Genomic DNA, 21,361 nt, shown 5'->3' on the forward strand with positions numbered 1-21,361 from the left:
GTGTTCGGACGTCGCAAGAAGAACGAGGCTCGCGAGGAGCCGGCGCAGGACACCGCGCTCGCCGAGGAGGCAGCGGTGAGCGACGCCGACGAGGACGAGGCGAGCGAGCAGCGGCTCAATCTCCCCCCCGCGCCGCGGCCCGACGGCCCCTGGGACTCCTCGGAGGTCAAGGAGCCCGGTGAAGGCCGGGTGGACCTCGGCGGCCTGTTCGTGCCCGGAGTCGAGGGCATGGAGCTGCGCGTGGAGGTCGCCGGGGACGCGATCGTCGCCGCGACCGTGGTGCTGCAGGACAGCGCCGTACAGCTGCAGGCCTTCGCCGCCCCCAGGAACGAGGGCATCTGGGGCGAGGTCCGCGAGGAGATCGCCTCCGGCATCACCCAGCAGGGCGGTGTCATCGACGAGGTCGAGGGCCCGCTGGGCTGGGAGCTGCGCGCCCAGGTCCCCGTACAGCTGCCGGACGGGACGAACGGCGTGCAGGTCGTGCGCTTCGTCGGTGTCGACGGCCCCAGGTGGTTCCTGCGCGGTGTGATCTCCGGGCAGGGCGCCGTGCAGCCGCAGGCCGCCGGGGTGCTGGAGCACATCTTCCGGGACACCGTGATCGTCCGCGGCGACGCCCCGATGGCGCCGCGCGACCCGATCGTCCTGAAGCTGCCGGACGACGCCCAGATGGTGCCGGACGGCGTGCAGCAGGACCCGGCCGGGGGCTCGCGCTTCGGCGGTGGCGTGGAGCGCCTGGAGCGCGGTCCGGAGATCACCGAGATTCGCTGACACACCCCGCGGCCGACGGGCGCGCAGATGCGCCCAGGTCGGCCGGATCGTGAGGGTCGTGAGGGCCCGTATCCCCGTTGAGGGGGTGCGGGCCCTCGGTGTTTGTGCAGGTCAGGTCCGAACGCGTATGAAATTCGTCAACGGAGCGCTAATGGCCGTAAGGGAGGCGTCAACACCGGTCAAGTGACGTCGGATGGACGCTTTGCTTTGGGGGTCCTCATCTCCCCATCCCTCTAGGAGCACACGATGGCCGACGTGGCCTTCGTCGTCGTCACGATCGCGGTCTTCGCGCTGGTGGCTCTCGTCGCCAAGGGGGTGACGAAGCTGTGACCATCGAGAACATCGTCGGCCTGATCGTTGCCGTCGCCCTGCTGGGTTATCTGGTCCTCGCCCTCGTCTTCCCGGAGAGGTTCTGAGCACCATATGAGCCCCGTTCTCGCAGGTGTGCTCCAGCTGATAGCGCTGATCGCGGCGCTGGCCCTGGCGTACCGTCCGCTCGGCGACTACATGGCCGCCGTCTACAGTTCCCCCAAGCACCTCCGCATCGAGAAGCTCATCTACCGCTGCATCGGCGCCAACGCCGATGCCGAGATGCGCTGGCCCGCCTATCTCCGTGGCGTCCTGGCGTTCTCCGTGGTGGGTGTGCTCTTCCTCTACCTCCTGCAGCGCGTCCAGGGCGGCATGCCGCTGTCCCTCGGCTTCGCGTCGATCAGCCCGGACCAGGCGTTCAACACCGCCGCGTCCTTCGTCGCCAACACCAACTGGCAGTCCTACAGCGGCGAGCAGGCCATGGGCCACGTCGTGCAGACCGCCGGCCTCGCGGTGCAGAACTTCGTCTCCGCCGCCACCGGCATGGCCATCGCCATCGCCCTCGTCCGCGGCTTCGCCCGGTCCCGTACGGGCGACCTCGGCAACTTCTGGGCCGACCTGGTGCGCGGCACCGTACGGGTGCTCGTCCCGATCGCCGTCGTCGGCGCCATCGTCCTGGTGGCCTGCGGCGCCGTTCAGAACTTCTCCGGCATCCACGAGGTCGGCCAGTTCATGGGCGGCAGCCAGCAGACCAACGGCGGCGCGGTGGCCTCCCAGGAGGTCATCAAGGAGCTGGGCACCAACGGAGGCGGCTACTTCAACGCCAACTCCGCCCACCCCTTCGAGAACCCCAACGCCTTCACCAACCTCTTCGAGATCTTCCTGATCCTGGTCATCCCGTTCGCGCTGACCCGCACCTTCGGCAAGCTCGTCGGGAACGTGAAGCAGGGCTACGCGATCCTCGCCACCATGGGCATCATCTGGCTCGGCTTCACCGCCCTGATGATGTGGACCGAGTTCGCGCACGGCGGCCCGGCCCTGCAGGCCGCGGGCGCCGCCATGGAAGGCAAGGAGACCCGCTTCGGCGTCGGCTCCTCCGCGATCTTCTCGGTGGCCACCACCCTGACCTCCACCGGAGCGGTGGACTCCTTCCACTCCTCGTTCACGGCGTTCGGCGGCGGCATCCAGCTGCTCGGCATGATGCTCGGTGAGATCGCCCCCGGTGGCGTGGGTTCCGGCCTCTACGGCATGCTCGTCATGGCGATCATCGCGGTGTTCATCGCGGGCCTGATGGTGGGCCGTACGCCCGAATACCTCGGCAAGAAGATCGGCACCCGCGAGATCAAGCTCGCCGCCTGCTACATCCTCATCACGCCCACCCTGGTGCTCGGCTTCACCGCCGCGTCCATGGTGCTGCCCGACGCGCTCGGCTCGATCCTCAACACCAAGGCCATGGGCGCCGGTTCGCACGGCTTCTCCGAGGTGCTCTACGCGTTCACCTCCGGCGCCAACAACAACGGCTCCGCCTTCGGCGGCCTGAACGCCAACACGCCCTGGTACAACACCACGATCGGTCTGGCGATGCTGCTCGGCCGCTTCCTGCCGATGGTGTTCGTGCTCGCCCTGGCCGGCTCGCTCGCCGAGCAGAAGCCGATCCCGGAGACCGCGGGCACCCTCCGTACCGAGAAGCCGCTCTTCGCCGGGCTGCTCGTCGGCACGATCCTGATCATCACCGGTCTGACCTACTTCCCGGCGCTGGCCCTCGGGCCGCTGGCGGAGGGTCTGTCATGACCGCCCCCGTGAAACCAGAGGAGCCCGGCTCCATGTCCACCGCCACTCCGACTCGCGCTCCGCACCAGGACGTCCCCAGCGGGCACAAGCCCGGCGACGGCCGCGTGGGCGGCGGTCTCTTCGACCCCAAGCAGCTGGTCAAGTCCTTCCCGGACGCGATACGCAAGCTCGACCCGCGGGTGATGGTCAAGTCCCCCGTGATGTTCGTGGTCGAGGTCGGCTCCGTGCTGACCACGATCTTCGCTCTCAAGTCCCCCTCGGACTGGTTCGGCTGGGCGATCGCCGCCTGGCTGTGGCTGACCGTCATCTTCGCCAACCTGGCCGAGGCGGTCGCCGAGGGCCGCGGCAAGGCGCAGGCCGACACCCTGCGCAAGGCCAAGACCGACACCGTCGCGCGCCGGCTCAACGGCGGGACGGAGGAGCAGGTACCCGGTACCGAGCTGCGCATTGGCGACCTGGTCGTCTGCGAGGCCGGCGACATCATCCCCGGTGACGGCGATGTGGTCGAGGGTGTGGCGTCGGTCGACGAGTCCGCGATCACGGGCGAATCGGCTCCGGTCATCCGGGAGTCGGGCGGTGACCGCTCGGCCGTCACCGGCGGGACGAAGGTGCTCTCCGACCGCATCGTCATCAAGATCACGACGAAGCCCGGCGAGACTTTCATCGACCGGATGATCAACCTCGTCGAGGGCGCCGCACGGCAGAAGACCCCCAACGAGATCGCGCTGAACATCCTGCTCGCGTCGCTCACCATCGTCTTCCTGCTGGCGGTCGTCACCCTCCAGCCGTTCGCGATCTACGCGGGCGCCGAACAGCCCATGATCGTGCTGCTCGCGCTGCTGGTCTGTCTGATCCCGACGACGATCGGCGCACTGCTGTCGGCCATCGGCATCGCCGGCATGGACCGGCTCGTGCAGCGCAACGTCCTGGCGATGTCCGGACGCGCCGTCGAAGCGGCAGGCGATGTATCGACATTGCTGCTCGACAAGACCGGCACCATCACCCTCGGCAACCGCCAGGCCGCCGAGTTCGTTCCCGTACGGGGCACGACCGAGGCCGAGGTCGCGGACGCCGCCCAGCTCTCCTCGCTCGCCGACGAAACGCCCGAGGGCCGCTCCATCGTCGTCCTGGCCAAGGAGAAGTACGGCCTGCGCGAGCGCCACCAGGGCGAGCTGACGGGCGCCGAGTGGGTCCCGTTCACCGCCCAGACCCGGATGTCGGGTGTGGACGTCGACGGCCGCAAGGTCCGCAAGGGCGCGACCGGTTCGGTCGTCGCCTGGGTCAAGGAGCGCGGCGGCACCGTCGCCGAGGACGCCCAGCAGCTCACCGACACCATCTCGCAGGCCGGTGGCACCCCGCTGCTGGTCGCTCTGGAGGACGAGCGCGGCCCGCGCGTCCTGGGTGTCATCCACCTCAAGGACGTCGTCAAGGACGGCATGCGGGAGCGGTTCGTCGAGCTGCGCCGGATGGGCATCAAGACCGTCATGATCACGGGTGACAACCCGCTGACGGCCAAGGCCATCGCCGAGGAGGCGGGGGTGGACGACTTCCTCGCGGAGGCCACGCCCGAGGACAAGATGGCGCTCATCAAGCGGGAGCAGGCCGGCGGCAAGCTGGTGGCGATGACCGGCGACGGTACGAACGACGCTCCGGCGCTGGCCCAGGCGGATGTCGGCGTGGCCATGAACACCGGTACCTCGGCCGCCAAGGAGGCCGGGAACATGGTGGACCTGGACTCCAACCCGACCAAGCTCATCGAGATCGTCGAGATCGGCAAGCAACTGCTGATCACCCGTGGTGCGCTGACGACCTTCTCGATCGCCAACGACGTCGCGAAGTACTTCGCGATCATCCCGGCGATGTTCGCGGTGGCCTACCCGGGCCTGGACACCCTCAACATCATGCGCCTCTCCAGCCCCAACTCGGCGATCCTCTCCGCGATCATCTTCAACGCGCTGATCATCATCGCGCTGGTGCCGCTCGCCCTCAAGGGCGTGCAGTACCGGCCGGTCAGCGCCGACCGGATGCTGCGGCGCAACCTCGCCGTCTACGGGCTCGGCGGCCTGATCGCTCCGTTCATCGGCATCAAGCTCATCGACCTGCTCATCTCCCTCATCCCCGGAATCGGGTGACTGCCATGAACAACTCCGTAAGCAACACCGCCCGGTTGATCGGGGCGGGGCTGCGCGCCCTGCTCGTACTGACCGTGGTCTGCGGGGTCGTCTACCCGCTGGTGGTCACCGGAGTGGCGCAGGCGGCATTCGCCGGCAAGGCCAACGGCTCCGAGGTGAGTTCCCAGGGCAAGGTCGTAGGCTCCTCGCTGATCGGCCAGCGCTACGACAAGGGTCAGGACAAGGCCGGAAATCCCATTCCGGACCTGAAGTTCTTCCAGCCGCGCCCGTCGGCGGGACTGGGCAGCAACAAGACCAACGGCGTCAACACCCAGTACGACCTCCAGGTATCCGGCGCCTCCAACCTGGGCGCCACCAACACCGACCTGATCAAGGCGGTGAAGGAACGTAAGAAGTGGGTCTCCACGACGTACGGGGTCCCCGGGTCGAAGGTCCCGGCGGATGCGGTGACGTCCTCCGGCTCCGGCCTCGACCCCGACATCTCCCCGGAGTACGCCCAGTTGCAGGCCGCCCGGGTGGCCAAGGAGAACCATCTCCCCGCCGGCAAGGTGGAGCAGCTGGTCAAGGAGCACACCAACGGTCGCGCCCTGGGCTTCCTGGGCGAACCGCGGGTCAACGTTCTGGAGCTGAACATCGCCCTGAAGGGGCTGGTGCGCAGCCACGGCTGAGCGGTCGGCGCGGCGGGCGGCCCCAGGGAGACCCTCCCCGGGGCCGCCCGCCGTGTTGTGCGCAGTCATGTCTTCGAGCCCTGAACCCGCGGCCGGGACAAGGTGACGTATTTCTCCGGGTGTTGACGACGGGCCTTGACGGCGTGGTGGCTTGCCCCTACGTTCGCCAGCCATCGCAGGTGTTCATGTCAACGCTTGTCGTTCATGTACGAGAACAGCTATCCGTCCATCGAGCATCTCGACAGGAAGGCACACCCCCCATGCGCAGAAAGTTCACCCTCGTTGCCGCCGCTCTGCTCGGCGCCCTCACCGCGGGGCTCCTGACGGGTCCCCCGTCCTCCGCGGCGCCGTCCGCGTTCACCCACCCCGGCGTTCTCGTCGGCACCGGTCAGCTCGACCTCGCCCGGAGCAAGGTCAACTCCGGTGCCCAGCCCTGGAAGGGCGCCTTCGACGCCATGATGGCGAGCAAATACGCCTCGCTGTCACGCACTCCCAAGCCCCGCGCCGTCGTCGAATGCGGCTCGTACTCCGACCCCAACTACGGCTGCACCGACGAACGCGAGGACGCCCTCGCCGCGTACACCCTCTCGCTGGCCTGGTACATCACCCGCGACAGCAAGTATGCCGACAAAGCGATACAGATCATGGATGCCTGGTCGGCCACCATCAAGGACCACACCAACAGCAACGCCCCACTGCAGACCGGCTGGGCCGGTTCCTCCTGGCCACGGGCCGCCGAGATCATCCGCTACACGTACGACGGCTGGCCCAAGGACCGCATCGACCGCTTCGCCGGCATGCTGCGCAACGTCTACCTTCCCGAGGTCGTCAACGGCTCCCACAGCAACGGCAACTGGGAACTGAGCATGATGGAGGCCGCCGTCGGCATCTCCGTCTTCATCGAGGACAAGGCGGCCTACGGCAAGGCCATCGCCACGTTCCGCGCCCGGGTACCCGCGTACATCTATCTGAAGTCCGACGGCGACCTGCCCAAGACCGCACCGGGCAGCGGACTGAACACCCGCGACAAGGTCATCAAGTATTGGCAGGGCCAGTCCACTTTCGTCGACGGCCTCACCCAGGAAACCTGCCGCGACTTCACCCACACCGGATACGGCCTGTCCGCCATCTCGCACATCGCCGAAACCAGCCGCCTCCAGGGCCAGGACGTCTACCCCGAGGTCGCCGACCGGCTGCGGCATGCGCTCGGCTTCCAGGCCACGTACGAACTGGGCACCGCGCCGCCGTCGTGGCTGTGCGGCGGCAGTGTCAAGCGCGGCCTCGGCCCCGTCACGGAGGTCGGCTACAACGCGCTGCACAACCGGATGGGCTACGGGATGGCCAACACCGAGAAGCTGACCGAGCGGCAGCGACCGGCCGGCTCCAACAACCTTTTCGTCGGCTGGGAGACGCTCACCCACGCGGACAACCCGAGCTGAACTCGCCCCGGTCCTGGGTTCGTTGAGGGTCGATTCGGCCCCGGGTCCGTGCTGATCCGGGGCCGGTCCGAGGGCTGTCCAGGAGTTATCCACAGGCGTTGCCTGCCGTGATGCGCGCTCCGCATACTGGCGTTCATCGGCAGGCGGCGCGGTCGGGGAGGCGGTTGCGGCGGCGGCCGGGGGGCGGGAAACGGAGGGAGTGGGGGAGTGGGCGTGGGCGGTGGGGGTGAGTGGACGCGCGGGAGTGTGGGCGACGAGGGGGCGCGAGCGGTGAGCGGTGTGCGTGCGGTGGGGGGTGCGCGTGCGGCGGAGGGCGAGGCTTGCGGTCGAGGTGGCTGAGGAGTGGCTCGGCCTGACCATGGGGGCGGAGGGGGAGGGGAGGGGGGTGGGGCGCCCCCTAAAGGGCCTTGTCCTCGCCAAGCGAAGCCAGCAACGCATCCAGCAGCCCAGGAAACCGCACGTCGAGGTCGGCGCGGCGCAGCTGTACAAAGCGGTTCCGCCCGACGGCCCGCGTTGAGGTGATCCCGGCCTCGCGCATGATCCGCATATGGTGCGACACCGTCGACTTGTGCAGATGGCTGAGCCCCAGTCGCTGCGACGAGCAGTCCCACTGCTCCCCGCCCGCGTAGACCCGCAGCAGATGCAGCCGCGTCTGGTCCCCGAGCGCATGGAGCACCTTCACCAGCTCGATGTCCGCGGTCTCCGGCTGCTCCAGCAGTACGCCCTCGCCGTCACTCGCAGCGCCGCCACTCACCGTGGCCTCCTTCCGTCGCTCACTCGCACAGCCTAATTTCCCTCCCGGACTCCCCCCTCCCCAAATTGTTTGACAGACGTCAAACAATGTCTATTGTTTGACGCACGTCAAACTTACCTGCCCTCTCCCCTCTTTGCTGGGAAGGACTTCCGTGCGTCTTCGTCTGCTGCTGCTTGCCCTCGGCACCTTCGCCGTGGGCACCGATTCCATGGTCATGGCCGGCATCCTCGGCCTTGTGGCCCGTGACCTGGGCGTCTCCGTCCCGGCGGCCGGTCAGATGGTCACCGTCTTCGCCCTGTCCTATGCGGTGCTCGCTCCGGTGCTCGCGACCGCCGCCGCCCGGTGGCCGCGGCGTGGTGTCCTGCTGATCGGGCTCACCGTCTTCACCGTGGCCAATGCGCTCAGCGCCGTGGCGCCCAACTACCCGGTCCTGCTGGCCACTCGGGTGCTGGCGGCGGCCGGCGCCGCGCTCTACACCCCGACCGCCAACGCGGTGGCAACCACCCTCGTCCCGCCCGAGCGTCGCGGCCGCGCACTGGCCACCGTCCTGGGCGGAATGACGGTGGCCACCGCGCTCGGTGTGCCCCTGGGCACCTACATAGGCCGCGCCGACTGGCGGCTGACAATGTGGCTGGTGGTGGTTCTGGGGGCCGCCGCGTTCCTCGGCCTCGCCCTGCTGCTGCGCGGCCTCCCGGCTCCCACCTCGGCACCCGGACTGCGTGCCCGCCTCGCCCCGCTGCGCGATCGCCGCGTCCTGGGCGCCACTGCCACCACCCTGGTGTTCTTCCTGGCCATCAACGTGGTCTACATCTATCTCGGTACGGCGGTGCGCCCCGCCACCGGCGGCGACGCCGGCCGGCTCAGCCTGATCATGCTGGTCTCCGGGATCGCCTCGGTCGCCGGCAACTGGCTGGGCGGCCGGGCCGTGGACCGGCTGGGCGTACGGCCCGTCCTGCTCACCGGCGGCGCACTGGCCGGGACGATGTTCCTCGCCCTGCCCTGGGTTTCCGCGACGATGACCGGTGCGCTGATCTACGCCGCACTCGCGCCGTTCGCCGCCTGGGGCGTCGCCGTCGCGCTGCCGCATCGCCTGGCGTCCCTCGACCCGCCCAACGCCCCGCTGCTGATCTCCCTCAACAGCAGCGCGCTCTATCTGGGTGTGGCCACCGCGGGCGGCGTCGGCAGCCTTGCACTCACCGTTCTCGGTGACCGCTGGTTCCCGCTCGCCTCGACCGCGCTGACGCTTGTCGCACTGGTGCTGGCGGCCGTCACCACGCGCCGTGGCGCGCCCCGCGCGGCCGCGGGCGAGGGCGTCGAGGCGGGAGCCGACGCGGGTGTCGACGCAGGCCGGCGGAACTCGACGCCGACCGGCCCGTCCTACGCCGACGCCATGCCTTCCGGGAGCGCGACTCCCACCGTCTCCGGAGGCGCCGTCACCCCGACGCGCTGAGCCGACGGCCCGCCGTCGGGGCACGTCCGCGGGCCGGCCCGGATCAGCCCGGGTCGGCCCGCGGTGTCCGGTGGCCGCCCCGCCGGGCCGAGGGCCGTCCACCGGCCATCGCGCCCAGCACCGACCGGCAGGGCGAACTCGCCCCGCACACAGGCCGGATGAAGCGCACTCATGCCGCGGCGTCGACCGTCGGATAGTCAGAGGAGCGAGGGGAACGGGGGAGAGGGCAGCGCGACAGCAGGCCCGGAGGAAACCGAGCGGAGAACGGCCCCCGGACTACCAGGCGTCGCCGTCGCGCCAGTCGCAGGTGAGGTCCGCATCGAGGTCCAGAGCGGCCGCCCCCGGCAGGACGTAGAGGCAGCCGTCCGCGTCGGGTGTGCGGCGGATGCCGTCCGGGGTCAGGGTCCGGGAGCTGCCGCGCCACAGCTGCCAGCCGCGTGCCGCGTAGAAGTCCGCCGCGCCGTCGGCGGCGGCCAGTGCGCCGAGGTCGTAGGCGCCGCGTATCACCCGTTCCAAGGCCTCCATCATGGCGGCGCCGTGGCCCCGGCCGCGGTGGTCCGCACGGACGCCGACGCCTTCCACGTAGCCGCAGCGCAGCGCCCGGCCGCCGTGCAGCAGCCGGCGCTGGACGACGGACGCGTGGCCGATCAGCTCGCCGTCCTCGTGGACCAGCGCGTGGATACCGCCGAGCGAGTGTTCCCAGTCCTCCGCCGTCACCTCGTCGAAGACGTCGTCGAACACGTCGTACAGCAGGGTGCGGGCCGCCTCGAGGGTGGCGGCGTCCAGGGCGGAGGTATGGGCGGTGTACAACTCGGTCATGCGGGGCATCCTCGCAGTCGGTGCGCGCCCGGGCGACGGAGTTTCGACGGCCGGCGCCCGTGCGGCCGGCCGGTCCTGTGCGACGGTCGGGCCCGGGTATCTGCGGGGCCTCCCCTCGGGGCGGGGCGTTTGCCGGCCCCGGCGGCCCACGTATCAGAGTCGCGTCAAGACCGCACCCCAAGCCGCCACCTGCGGCTTTTATCCCCCTGTGGGGTCTGTAGGGTCGCAGCAGGCCCAGCCCGGTGGGGGCGGCCTTCACGTAAGACAATGGGGCCATGGCACGCGGCAAGCTACGGATATATCTCGGCGCGGCACCGGGCGTCGGTAAGACGTACTCCATGCTGTCCGAGGCGCACCGGCGCATGGAGCGCGGTACGGATGTCGTGGTGGGCTTCGTCGAGCACCATGGCAGGCCCCGTACCGAGGTGATGCTGCACGGCCTCGAGCACATCCCGCGCCGGGTGCTGGAGTACCGCGGCACGTCATTCACCGAAATGGACGTGGACGCGGTACTGGAACGGCGGCCGGCCGTCGCACTGGTCGACGAACTCGCGCACACCAACATCCCCGGTTCCCGCAACGGCAAGCGCTGGCAGGACATCGAGGAGCTGCTGGAGGCCGGGATCGATGTGATCTCGACGGTCAACATCCAGCATCTGGAGTCACTCGGGGACGTCGTCGAGTCGATAACGGGTGTGCGTCAGCAGGAGACCGTTCCGGACGAGGTCGTCCGCCGCGCGGACCAGATCGAATTGGTCGACATGTCGCCACAGGCGCTTCGCCGCCGGATGGCGCACGGCAACATCTACCAGTCCGAGAAGGTGGACGCCGCCCTGTCCAACTACTTCCGGCCGGGCAACCTCACCGCGCTGCGCGAGCTGGCGCTGCTGTGGGTCGCCGACCGTGTGGACGAGTATCTGCAGGAGTACCGGGCGGAGCACTCGATCCGCTCCACCTGGCAGGCGCGGGAGCGCATCGTCGTCGGGCTGACCGGCGGCCCCGAGGGCCGTACGCTGATCCGCCGCGCGGCCCGGATGGCGGCGAAGGGCTCGGGCAGCGAGGTGCTCGCCGTCTACATAGCGCGCAGCGACGGGCTGACCTCGGCCTCGCCGAAGGAACTGGCCGTCCAGCGCACGCTGGTGGAGGACCTGGGCGGTACGTTCCATCACGTCATCGGGGACGACATCCCGCTCGCGCTGCTGGAGTTCGCGCGCGGGGTGAACGCCACTCAGATCGTGCTGGGGTCGAGTCGGCGCAAGGCCTGGCAGTACATCTTCGGGCCGGGGGTGGGCGCCACGGTCGCCCGTGAGTCGGGGCCCGACCTCGATGTGCACATCGTGACGCACGACGAGGTGGCCAAGGGCCGGGGTCTGCCGGTGGCGCGCGGGGCGCGGCTGGGCCGGGCCCGGATCGTGGCCGGCTGGCTGGTCGGCGTGGTCGGTCCGGCGCTCCTGTCGCTGCTGCTCACCGGCATCGCGAACGGCCCGGGGCTCGCCAACGACGTGCTGCTCTTCCTCTTCCTGACGGTCGTCGCGGCGCTGCTCGGCGGGCAGCTGCCGGCGCTGGCGTCGGCGGCGGTCGGCTCGCTGCTGCTGAACTTCTACTTCACGCCGCCCACCCACACCCTCACGGTCAGCGACCCGAAGAACATCGTCGCGATCGTGGTCTTCTTCGCGGTGGCGGTGTCGGTCGCCTCGGTGGTGGATCTCGCCGCCCGCCGCACCCATCAGGCCGCCCGGCTGCGCGCCGAGTCGGAGATCCTCTCCTTCCTCGCAGGCAGCGTGCTGCGCGGTGAGACGACCCTGGATGCCCTGCTGGAGCGGGTACGGGAGACCTTCGGCATGGAGACGGTGGTGCTGCTGGAGCGCGCCGGCGACGTCGAGCCGTGGACGTGTGCGGGCCGCGCCGGTGACGCCAAGGACGGCGAGCCGCTGCTGCGCCCCGAGGACGCGGATGTCGACATGCCGGTGGGTGACCATATGGCGCTGGCGCTGACCGGCCGGGTGCTGCCCGCGGAGGACCGCCGGGTGCTGGCCGCGTTCGCCGCCCAGGCCGCCGTCGTACTGGACCGGCAGCGGCTGGTGGGTGAGGCGGAGCGGGCCCGCGAGCTGGCCGAGGGCAACAGGATCAGGACGGCGCTGCTGGCCGCGGTCAGCCATGATCTGCGTACCCCGCTCGCGAGCATCAAGGCGTCCGTGACGTCCCTGCGCTCCGATGACGTCGCCTGGTCCCCGGAGGACGAGGCGGAGCTGCTGGCGGGTATCGAGGCGGGCGCCGACCGGCTCGACCACCTGGTCGGCAATCTGCTGGACATGTCCCGGCTGCAGACCGGCACGGTCACCCCGCTGATCCGTGAGATCGACCTCGACGAGGTGGTCCCGATGGCGCTCGGCGGTGTGCCGGAGGGCAGCGTCACCCTCGACATCCCCGAGGAGCTGCCGATCGTCGCCGTCGACCCGGGGCTGCTGGAACGTTCGGTCGCCAATCTTGTCGAGAACGCCGTGAAATACAGCCCGGACGGCGAGACGGTGCTGGTCTCGGCCAGCGCGCTCGGCGACCGGGTGGAGCTGCGGATAGCCGACCGCGGGCCGGGCGTCCCGGACAGCGCCAAGGACCGGATCTTCGAACCCTTCCAGCGCTACGGGGACGCCCCGCGCGGCGCCGGAGTGGGGCTGGGCCTCGCCGTGGCCCGCGGTTTCGCGGAGGCGATGGGCGGCACGCTCGCCGCCGAGGACACCCCCGGAGGCGGCATGACGATGGTGCTGACCCTGCCGGCCGCGCCCGGCAGACCCCCCGTCCGCCCCGACGTGCCGGCCCAGGCCATCACATGAGCCCGGCCGCCCGGACCATCCCGACCACTTCCCCCACGGGCCCGGCCCGGCGGGGACCGACAGACCGTAACCACAAGGGAGAACGCCAGTGAACCGGGTGCTTGTGGTCGATGACGAGCCGCAGATCGTCCGCGCCCTCGTGATCAACCTGAAGGCGCGCAAGTACGAGGTGGACGCGGCCCCCGACGGCGCCACCGCCCTCAAACTTGCCGCCGCCCGCCACCCCGATGTCATCGTCCTCGACCTGGGACTGCCCGATATGGACGGCGTCGAGGTGATCAAGGGGCTGCGCGGCTGGACGCGGGTGCCGATCCTGGTGCTCTCCGCCCGGCAGACCTCGGACGAGAAGGTCGAGGCGCTGGACGCGGGGGCGGACGACTACGTCACCAAACCGTTCGGCATGGACGAGCTGCTGGCCAGGCTGCGGGCCGCGGTGCGCAGGGCCGAGCCGACCGGGCCCGCCGAGGACGAGGTGATCGTCGAGACGGAGGGCTTCACCGTCGACCTCGCCGCGAAGAAGGTCAACCGCGGAGGCCGCGACATCCGCCTCACCCCCACCGAGTGGCACCTGCTGGAGGTCCTGGTCCGCAACCAGGGCCGCCTGGTCAGCCAGAAGCAGCTGCTCCAGGAGGTGTGGGGCCCCTCGTACGGCACCGAGACCAACTATCTGCGGGTCTACATGGCCCAGCTCCGCCGCAAGCTGGAGAGCGATCCCTCGCATCCGCGGCATTTCATCACGGAGCCGGGGATGGGATATCGGTTCGAGCAGTGAGGTGCGGGGTGGCGGCCGGGGGCTCGGGGGTTGTCCCCCGGGGGATGCAGCATCACGGAGCCGGGGAGGGGATATCGGTTCGAGCAGTGAGGCCCGGGGCGGCGGCCGGGGCCACAGGATTGCCGGGCGGACCGTGATCTGTGGCGGGGGCCACCGGTACGCTGGGGTTATGAGTGCTGGGACCCGATCCGAGAAGCCGGCCGGTCGCTTCCGCCGGATGCTCGACAGGCTGTCGTCCTCCGAGGAGGAGCTGCAGAGCGCCGAGCTGCAGCAGGACACGCAGGCGACGGGGTGTACGCGCATCTGCGACTGCGACGACCGGCAGATAGTCAAGGTCACCGGCACCCTGCGGCATGTCACGCTGCGGCCGCGCGCCGGTGTGCCCGCGCTGGAGGCGGAGCTGTTCGACGGTTCCGCCGCCCTCGATGTGGTGTGGCTCGGACGCCGCTCCATCGTCGGGATAGAGCCGGGCCGTAAGCTCATCGCCTCGGGCCGGGTCTCGCTGAGTCACGGACGCCGGGTGCTCTTCAACCCGAAGTACGAACTCCGACCGCTCGGACAGGAGTAGCCGGTGCCGTCTCACGACCGACCGACCACCGACCGACAGACCACCGACCCCGCCGCCCCGGACGCGGACGGCAGAGCGGTGACCGAGAAGGCGCTCTTCGAGGCCTTCGGCGGCATCCGCGGCACGGTGGAGACCGTCCTCCCCGGCCTGCTGTTCGTCGCGATCTTCACGGTCAACAAGGACCTGCACATCTCGGCGATCGCCGCGCTGGCCGTAGCCCTGGTCCTCACCGCCGTACGCCTGATCCGCCGGGACACCGTCAAGCACGCCTTCAGCGGTGTCTTCGGGGTGGCCTTCGGCGTGGTCTTCGCGATGATGACCGGCAACGCCAAGGACTTCTATCTGCCGGGCATGCTCTACACGCTCGGGCTGGCCCTCGCCTACATCCTCACCACGCTCGCGGGCGTCCCCCTGATCGGCCTGATCCTGGGCCCGGTGTTCAAGGAGAACCTCTCCTGGCGCACCCGCAACCCGGGCCGCAAGAAGGCCTACGCCAAGGCCAGCTGGGCCTGGGGACTGATCCTGCTCGCCAAGTGCGCGATTCTCTTCCCGCTGTACTGGTGGGCGGACACCGCGCAGCTCGGCTGGGTGCTGGTGGCGCTGAAGATCCCGCCGTTCCTGCTCGCGGTCTGGCTCACCTGGGTCTTCCTGACGAAGGCGCCGGCGCCGATCGATGTCTTCGCCGAGATGGAGGCGGAGGAGGAGCGGGAGAAGGCGGAGAAGGCCGAGCGGGAGGCGGCGGAGCGGCGCCGCGTCGAGGACGAGGCGCTGACCGGCCTCGCCGACGACATCCACCAGGACATCGTGGCCCAGGCCGCCGCGGAGGCGGTCGAACGCCCGCAGGGGCCGCGCCACCGCCGCTGACGCACACGAAACGCCGGGGCCCGGGAACCGCTTGGTTCCCGGGCCCCGGCGTGTGTCCGGCGGTGCTAGGCGTCCGTCCGCCGCACCGACAGAAGGTCCTCCAGCTGCTCCTCGCGCGACTGGGCGGCCACGAACAGCAGCTCGTCGCCCGCCTCCAGCGCGTCCTCCTTGTTGGGCGTGAGCACCCGCGTACCGCGGATGATCGTCACCAGCGAGGTGTCCTCGGGCCACTCCACATCGCCGACCCGGGTACCGGCCAGCGCGGCCTCCGGCGGCAGGGTGAGCTCGACGAGGTTGGCGTCGCCGTGGCTGAAGCGCAGCAGCCGTACGAGATCGCCGACGCTGACGGCCTCCTCGACCAGGGCCGACATCAGGCGCGGCGTGGAGACCGCGACATCGACGCCCCAGGACTCGTTGAACAGCCACTCGTTCTTGGGGTTGTTGACCCGGGCGACGACCCGGGGCACGCCGTACTCGGTCTTGGCGAGCAGCGAGACGACGAGGTTGACCTTGTCGTCGCCGGTCGCCGCGATGACGACGTTGCAGCGCTGCAGCGCCGCCTCGTCGAGCGAGGTGATCTCGCAGGCGTCGGCCAGCAGCCATTCCGCCAGCGGCACCCGCTCGACCGAGATGGCCGTCGGGGCCTTGTCGATGAGCAGGATCTCGTGCCCGTTCTCCAGCAGCTCACCGGCGATGGAACGGCCCACCGCACCGGCTCCCGCGATCGCGACCCTCATGCGTGCGCCTCCTCGGGACCCTTGGCGAATGCCGCCTCGACCTTCTCGACCTCGTCGGTGCGCATCATGACGTGCACCAGATCGCCTTCCTGCAGCACCGTCTGCGAGGTCGGCAGCATCGCCTCGCCCAGCCGGGTGAGGAAGGCGACGCGGACGCCGGTCTCCTCCTGCAGCTTGCTGATCTTGTGGCCGACCCAGGCCGGGGAGGTGTGCACCTCGGCGAGCTGGACGCCGCCGCTGGGGTCGCGCCACATCGGCTCGGCGCCCGAGGGCAGCAGCCGGCGCAGCATCTGGTCGGCGGTCCAGCGGACGGTGGCGACGGTGGGGATGCCCAGGCGCTGGTAGACCTCGGCGCGGCGCGGGTCGTAGATGCGGGCCGCGACGTTCTCGACGCCGAACATCTCACGGGCCACCCGGGCGGCGATGATGTTGGAGTTGTCGCCGCTGGAGACGGCGGCGAAGGCGCCCGCCTCCTCGATGCCGGCCTCCCGCAGGGTGTCCTGGTCGAAGCCGACACCGGTCACCCGGCGGCCGCCGAAGGCCGAGCCCAGGCGGCGGAAGGCGGTCGGGTCCTGGTCGACCACCGCGATGGTGTGCCCCTGGCTCTCCAGGGTCTGCGCGAGCGCGGAGCCCACGCGACCGCACCCCATGATGACGATGTGCATGCTGATTACCCCGTGCCCTGAATTAGCGCGCTGACCTGCCCAAACACCCTGCTCAACTCTTTCTTCTCCGAGTGCCGGCGACACGCGGCCACTGCTCGCGGTCGCGAAGCTACGGTTCGCGACCGGGACCTCGTACGCATCAACGGGCGCGTTGGGCGCGGCCGTGGTCCGGTACAACCGTAGCCGTAATGCCGTCCCCGGTAAGGGGCGCGGTAGGCGCCGGTCGGATGCGGTACCGGCCGGGCGGTGCGCCGGCAATGCGCGCCGGGCTGCGCCGGGTGGCGCGCGTAAGGCAGGCTACGAGGTGTGCCCAACCTGCCTCAGCAGCCCCAACAGGGCTCCTACGCCCCCCACATGGTGGTCTGCGGTGACGATGCGCTGGCGCACCGGCTCGCCGCGGAACTCAAGGACGTCTACCGCGAACGGGTGACGCTTGTCGTCCCCTCCGCCCGGGAGCCGCACCGGCCCCGCATTCCACCGCCGGCCCGCGCCCTGGGCCGCGCCACGGCGCTGCTGGGACGGGTGTCGGCGGCGGTGGCGCGCACGACCCTGCTGCCCAACGAGCCGGTGACGCCCGCCGGAGCGGACGACGGTGACGCGGCGCCCGAGGAGCCGGTACGGATCCTGGAGGCGGCGGAGGCCGACGACGCCGTGCTGACGGCGGCGGGCATCGCCGAGGCGGGCGCACTGGCCCTGGTCTACGACGACGATGAGCTCAACATCCACGCCGCGCTGCGCGCCCGCCGCCTCAACCCCCGGCTGCGGCTGGTGATCCGGCTCTACAACCGCAAGCTGGGCCAGCATCTGGAGGCCCTGCTCGACCAGGCCGCGACGGTCGCCTCCCCGGGCGGCGCGGAGGCCGCGCCCGGCGATGCCTCCACCACCGTGCTGTCCGACGCCGACACGGTGGCCCCGGCGCTGGCGGCCACCGCGGTCGCCGGGACCAGCAAGGTCATCGAGGCGGACGGGCTGCTGCTGCGCGCCGTGGAGCGCCCGCCGGTGCCGCCGGGGCGGCCCGCCGGGCCGGGGCTGTGCACCCTCGCGGTCCTCTCGATCTCCGCCACCGATCCGGCCGCCACCGATCCGGCCGCCGTCGACAACGCCTCGCCCGCCGCTGTCGGCCCGGCTCCCGCCCCGGGGCCGGCGTCGGGTCCGGCCGCCGGGGACGAGGGCCCGGTGCTGCTGCCGGACGACGGGACGGCCGCGGCGGCCGACGGGCGCGGCACCATCGTCCTGGAGGCCGTCTCCTATACGGGGCGGACGGTGCGCCCGCGCCTCCTGCGGGGCCGGGGCGCCCCGCTCGCCTCCCTCTTCTCCCGGCGGCTGCGCTGGTCGCTGGCGGGTGTCGTCGGCGCCGTCCTCGCGCTGGCCGTCGCCTCCACCCTCGCCACCGGCGAAAGGCCGCTGCACGCCGCCTACCTCACCCTCCTCGACCTGTTCGCCATCGACGACCCGGCGCTCGGCGAGTCGACGCCCCGCAAGATCATCCAGCTGCTGTCCGGCCTCACCGGGATGCTGCTGCTGCCGGTGCTGGTCGCCGCGGCGTTCGAGGGCCTGGGCACCTTCCGCAGCGCCTCCGCCCTGCGCCGTCCGCCGCGCGGGCTGTCCGGGCACGTGGTGCTGCTCGGGCTCGGCAAGGTCGGCACCCGGGTGCTGACCCGGCTGCACGAAATGGGCATCCCGGTGGTGTGCATCGAGGCCGACCCCGAGGCGCGGGGCATCGCGCTGGCCCGCCGGCTGCGGGTGCCGACCGTCCTGGGGGACGTCACCCACGAGGGCGTCCTGGAGGCCGCGAAGGTCGACCGGGCGCACACCCTGCTCGCGCTGACCAGCGAGGACACCACCAACCTGGAGGCCGCCCTCTACGCCCGCTCGGTCAAGCCGCGGCTGCGGGTGACGCTGCGGCTGTTCGACGACCGGTTCGCCACCGCCGTCTACCGCACCCTGCGCGCCGCCCACCCGCACGCGCTGACCCGCAGCCGCAGCACCTCCTTCCTGGCGGCGCCCGCCTTCGCCGGAGCGATGATGGGCCGCCAGATCCTGGGGGCGATCCCCGTCGAGCGCCGGGTGCTGCTGGTGGCCCGCGTCGCGGTGCGCGGGCATGCCGCCCTGGAGGGCCGTACCGTCGCGGAGGTGCTGCGGCCGGGGCGGCTGCGGGTGCTCGCTGTGGACACCTCCGCGCCCGGCGAGGCGGAGCCGGACGCCGCCGCGGGCGCGCCGCAGCCGGGAGCGGAGCGCGCGCCCGCGCAGCTGGTCCACGAACTGGGCGACGGTTACGTCCTGCGGCCCCAGGACCGGGTGCTGCTCGCCGCCACCCGTCAGGGGCTCGGCGACCTGCTGGCCCGGCGCCCGCCGCGCCCCGCCGACGCCCGGAGGGGCTGAGGCCGGCCACCCGGGAGCGACCGTGACGAAAACCACGCACACCACCCGCATCAGGAGTTCCGCGGACGATCTGTGCCCGCGACGTGCGGATTATGTGCGGGTGCCGCGCTCCCGGGCAGTGCCGCGCAGGTCAGGGGAGTCGCGGGGCGCACCGCCGCGGCCACCCGTGCGGGTGGCGGGTGGGCGGGGGCCTTGACGAAGGCTTAGCATCCTCTCCGTGTCCAAACTGACCGACGTGCCCAAACGGATCCTGATCGGGCGCGCACTGCGCAGCGACAAGCTCGGGGAGACCCTGCTTCCCAAGCGCATCGCACTCCCCGTCTTCGCCTCCGACCCGCTCTCCTCCGTGGCCTACGCGCCGGGCGAGGTGCTGCTCGTCCTGTCCGTCGCGGGTGCGAGTGCGTACAGCTTCAGCCCCTGGATCGCGGTCGCGGTCGTGGTGCTGATGTTCACCGTTGTGGCGTCGTACCGGCAGAACGTGCACGCCTACCCGAGCGGCGGCGGCGACTACGAGGTCGCCAACACCAACCTCGGTCCCAAGGCGGGCCTGACCGTCGCCAGCGCCCTGCTGGTCGACTACGTCCTGACCGTCGCCGTCTCCATCTCCTCCGGGGTGGAGAACCTGGGTTCCGCGATCCCCTTCGTCGTGGAGCACAAGACACTCTGCGCGGTCGCGATCATCGTGCTGCTGACCCTGATGAACCTGCGCGGGGTCAAGGAGTCGGGCAAGCTCTTCGCGATCCCCACCTACATCTTCGTGGCCGGCGTCTTCATCATGATCGCCTGGGGCGCGGTCCGCGGCCTGGTCATGGGCGACAGCATGAAGGCCCCCACGGCCGACTACACGATCCACGCGGAGCAGGGCGGCCTGGCCGGCTTCGCCCTGATCTTCCTGCTGCTGCGCGCCTTCTCCTCCGGCTGCGCCGCGCTGACCGGCGTCGAGGCGATCTCCAACGGCGTGCCGGCCTTCCGCAAGCCGAAGTCGAAGAACGCCGCCACCACGCTGGCCCTCATGGGCGGCCTGGCCGTCACCATGTTCTGCGGCATCATCGCGCTGGCCATGACCACCCACGTCAAGATGGCGGAGACCCCGGCCAAGGACCTCCTCGACCACGGCAAGCCGCTCGGCTCGGGCTACACCCAGAACCCGGTCATCTCCCAGGTCGCCGAGGCGGTCTTCGGCAAGGGCTCGTTCCTCTTCGTCGTCCTCGCCGCCGCGACCGCCCTGGTCCTCTTCCTGGCCGCGAACACCGCCTACAACGGCTTCCCGCTGCTCGGCTCGATCCTCGCCCAGGACCGCTATCTGCCGCGCCAGCTGCACACCCGCGGCGACCGCCTCGCGTTCTCCAACGGCATCGTCCTGCTGGCCGGCGCCGCCGCCGTGCTGACCTACCTCTACGGCGCGGACTCCACCCGCCTCATCCAGCTCTACATCGTCGGCGTCTTCGTCTCCTTCACGCTCAGCCAGATCGGCATGGTCCGCCACTGGAACCGCCATCTGCTGACCGAGAAGGACCCGGCCAAGCGCCACCGGATGCACCGCTCCCGCGCCATCAACGCCTTCGGCGCGTTCTTCACCGGCCTCGTCCTCGTCGTCGTCCTGCTGACGAAGTTCACCCACGGCGCCTGGGTGGCCCTGCTGGGCATGGTCATCTTCTTCGTCACGATGAGCGCGATCCGCCGCCACTACGACCGGGTCGCCGACGAGATCGCCGCCGAGGACACCCCGGACGACGACGTCGTACGCCCCTCCCGCGTGCACTCCATCGTCCTGGTCTCCAAGGTCCACAAGCCCACCCTGCGCGCCCTGAACTACGCCAAGCTGATGCGCTCCGACACCCTCGAAGCCGTCAGCGTGGACGTGGACCAGGCCGACACCAAGGCCCTGCGCGAGGAGTGGGAGCGCCGCGGCATAGAGGTCCCCCTCAAGGTCCTCGCCTCCCCCTACCGCGAGATCACCCGCCCGTTCATCGACTACGTCAAGTCGGTGCGCCGGGAGAGCCCGCGCGACGCCGTCTCGGTCTTCATCCCCGAGTACGTCGTCGGCCACTGGTACGAGCACCTCCTCCACAACCAGAGCGCCCTGCGCCTCAAGGGCCGCCTGCTGTTCACCCCTGGGGTCATGGTCACCTCGGTGCCCTGGCAGCTGGACTCCTCCGAGGCCGCCAAGCTGCGCGCCCGCAAGCGCGCCGAGTGGAGCGCTCCGGGTGCGGTACGGCGCGGCCCGGTCTCCGCCCAGCCGAAGAAGGAGAAGGCGGCCGTCAAGAAGTAGCGGCCGCCCGAGAAGTCGCGGCCGTCGCGAGTCGGCGGCCGCCCATGAGTAGGGCGCACCGCGCGACGGGACGTAGACTTGACGGCTGGCCTCCCGCCCGGAGGCCGGCCGTCACCGTCTTGTCGCCCCGCACCCCAGGA

17 protein-coding genes are annotated in these 21,361 nt (G+C 70.8%); 13 read left to right on the forward strand and 4 right to left on the reverse strand.

The window, feature by feature from the left end; all coding sequences use genetic code 11:
- The 6 genes from ACIGWZ_RS36670 to ACIGWZ_RS36695 all read left to right on the forward strand — a co-directional run bounded on the left by ACIGWZ_RS36670 (position 1) and on the right by ACIGWZ_RS36695 (position 7,107).
- Positions 1–768 carry a DUF3710 domain-containing protein gene (locus ACIGWZ_RS36670; protein ID WP_400071893.1) on the forward strand — a complete coding sequence of 256 codons (768 nt, stop codon included), beginning with the start codon at positions 1–3 and terminating at the stop codon, positions 766–768.
- Positions 769–1,094: 326 nt separating this feature from the next.
- A complete protein-coding gene (gene kdpF, locus ACIGWZ_RS36675) occupies positions 1,095–1,184 on the forward strand; it encodes a K(+)-transporting ATPase subunit F (protein WP_016575741.1) in 90 nt (29 codons plus the stop codon).
- 7 nt (positions 1,185–1,191) lie between these two features.
- The gene (kdpA, locus tag ACIGWZ_RS36680; RefSeq protein WP_400071896.1) at positions 1,192–2,868 is read left to right on the forward strand and encodes a potassium-transporting ATPase subunit KdpA; all 1,677 of its coding nucleotides are present in this window, start codon (positions 1,192–1,194) and stop codon (positions 2,866–2,868) included.
- Positions 2,869–2,900: 32 nt separating this feature from the next.
- Positions 2,901–5,000 carry a potassium-transporting ATPase subunit KdpB gene (gene kdpB / locus ACIGWZ_RS36685; protein WP_400071898.1) on the forward strand — a complete coding sequence of 700 codons (2,100 nt, stop codon included), beginning with the start codon at positions 2,901–2,903 and terminating at the stop codon, positions 4,998–5,000.
- 5 nt (positions 5,001–5,005) lie between these two features.
- Positions 5,006–5,668: a potassium-transporting ATPase subunit KdpC gene (gene kdpC / locus ACIGWZ_RS36690; protein ID WP_400071900.1), complete on the forward strand. Its 663-nt coding sequence runs from the start codon at positions 5,006–5,008 to the stop codon at positions 5,666–5,668.
- Positions 5,669–5,928: 260 nt separating this feature from the next.
- Positions 5,929–7,107 (forward strand): alginate lyase family protein, encoded by a 1,179-nt coding sequence (locus ACIGWZ_RS36695; RefSeq protein ID WP_400071902.1) that lies wholly within the window; start codon positions 5,929–5,931, stop codon positions 7,105–7,107.
- 397 nt (positions 7,108–7,504) lie between these two features.
- Here ACIGWZ_RS36695 and ACIGWZ_RS36700 read toward each other — a convergent pair whose 3' ends face one another.
- Positions 7,505–7,861, reverse strand: a complete 357-nt coding sequence (locus ACIGWZ_RS36700) for an ArsR/SmtB family transcription factor (RefSeq protein WP_400071904.1) — start codon at positions 7,859–7,861, stop codon at positions 7,505–7,507.
- 151 nt (positions 7,862–8,012) lie between these two features.
- On the opposite strand from ACIGWZ_RS36700, the gene ACIGWZ_RS36705 reads away from it, so the two are divergent.
- Entirely contained in the window at positions 8,013–9,311 is a 1,299-nt protein-coding gene (locus tag ACIGWZ_RS36705) for an MFS transporter (protein WP_400071906.1), read from the forward strand.
- Positions 9,312–9,587: 276 nt separating this feature from the next.
- On the opposite strand, the gene ACIGWZ_RS36710 is transcribed toward ACIGWZ_RS36705, so the two are convergent.
- On the reverse strand, positions 9,588–10,130 hold the full coding sequence (locus ACIGWZ_RS36710; RefSeq protein ID WP_400071908.1) for a GNAT family N-acetyltransferase: 543 nt from the start codon (positions 10,128–10,130) through the stop codon (positions 9,588–9,590).
- A gap of 275 nt (positions 10,131–10,405) precedes the next feature.
- On the opposite strand from ACIGWZ_RS36710, the gene ACIGWZ_RS36715 reads away from it, so the two are divergent.
- From ACIGWZ_RS36715 to ACIGWZ_RS36730, 4 genes are all read left to right on the forward strand, one after another.
- The gene (locus ACIGWZ_RS36715; protein WP_400071910.1) at positions 10,406–12,961 is read left to right on the forward strand and encodes an ATP-binding protein; all 2,556 of its coding nucleotides are present in this window, start codon (positions 10,406–10,408) and stop codon (positions 12,959–12,961) included.
- 88 nt (positions 12,962–13,049) lie between these two features.
- The gene (locus ACIGWZ_RS36720; RefSeq protein ID WP_400071912.1) at positions 13,050–13,733 is read left to right on the forward strand and encodes a response regulator; all 684 of its coding nucleotides are present in this window, start codon (positions 13,050–13,052) and stop codon (positions 13,731–13,733) included.
- 169 nt (positions 13,734–13,902) lie between these two features.
- Positions 13,903–14,301, forward strand: coding sequence for an OB-fold nucleic acid binding domain-containing protein (locus ACIGWZ_RS36725; RefSeq protein ID WP_400071914.1), 399 nt, complete (start codon positions 13,903–13,905; stop codon positions 14,299–14,301).
- A 3-nt stretch (positions 14,302–14,304) separates the two neighbouring features.
- Positions 14,305–15,165, forward strand: coding sequence for a DUF3159 domain-containing protein (locus tag ACIGWZ_RS36730; protein ID WP_400071916.1), 861 nt, complete (start codon positions 14,305–14,307; stop codon positions 15,163–15,165).
- Positions 15,166–15,230: 65 nt separating this feature from the next.
- Here the strand turns inward: ACIGWZ_RS36730 and ACIGWZ_RS36735 are convergent, their stop codons facing one another.
- Both ACIGWZ_RS36735 and ACIGWZ_RS36740 read right to left on the reverse strand, forming a co-directional pair.
- Positions 15,231–15,902: a TrkA family potassium uptake protein gene (locus ACIGWZ_RS36735; protein ID WP_030062961.1), complete on the reverse strand. Its 672-nt coding sequence runs from the start codon at positions 15,900–15,902 to the stop codon at positions 15,231–15,233.
- Positions 15,899–16,567 (reverse strand): potassium channel family protein, encoded by a 669-nt coding sequence (locus tag ACIGWZ_RS36740; protein ID WP_400071919.1) that lies wholly within the window; start codon positions 16,565–16,567, stop codon positions 15,899–15,901. The genes ACIGWZ_RS36735 and ACIGWZ_RS36740 overlap by 4 nt, the downstream gene beginning before the upstream one ends.
- A gap of 354 nt (positions 16,568–16,921) precedes the next feature.
- Here ACIGWZ_RS36740 and ACIGWZ_RS36745 point away from each other — a divergent pair, with 354 nt between their 5' ends.
- The gene (locus tag ACIGWZ_RS36745) at positions 16,922–18,949 is read left to right on the forward strand and encodes an NAD-binding protein (protein ID WP_400071943.1); all 2,028 of its coding nucleotides are present in this window, start codon (positions 16,922–16,924) and stop codon (positions 18,947–18,949) included.
- A 217-nt stretch (positions 18,950–19,166) separates the two neighbouring features.
- A complete protein-coding gene (locus tag ACIGWZ_RS36750) occupies positions 19,167–21,221 on the forward strand; it encodes an APC family permease (RefSeq protein ID WP_400071921.1) in 2,055 nt (684 codons plus the stop codon).
- Positions 21,222–21,361 lie beyond the last annotated feature (140 nt).

This window comes from Streptomyces sp. NPDC053427, assembly GCF_044544985.1.
GTDB lineage: Bacteria > Actinomycetota > Actinomycetes > Streptomycetales > Streptomycetaceae > Streptomyces.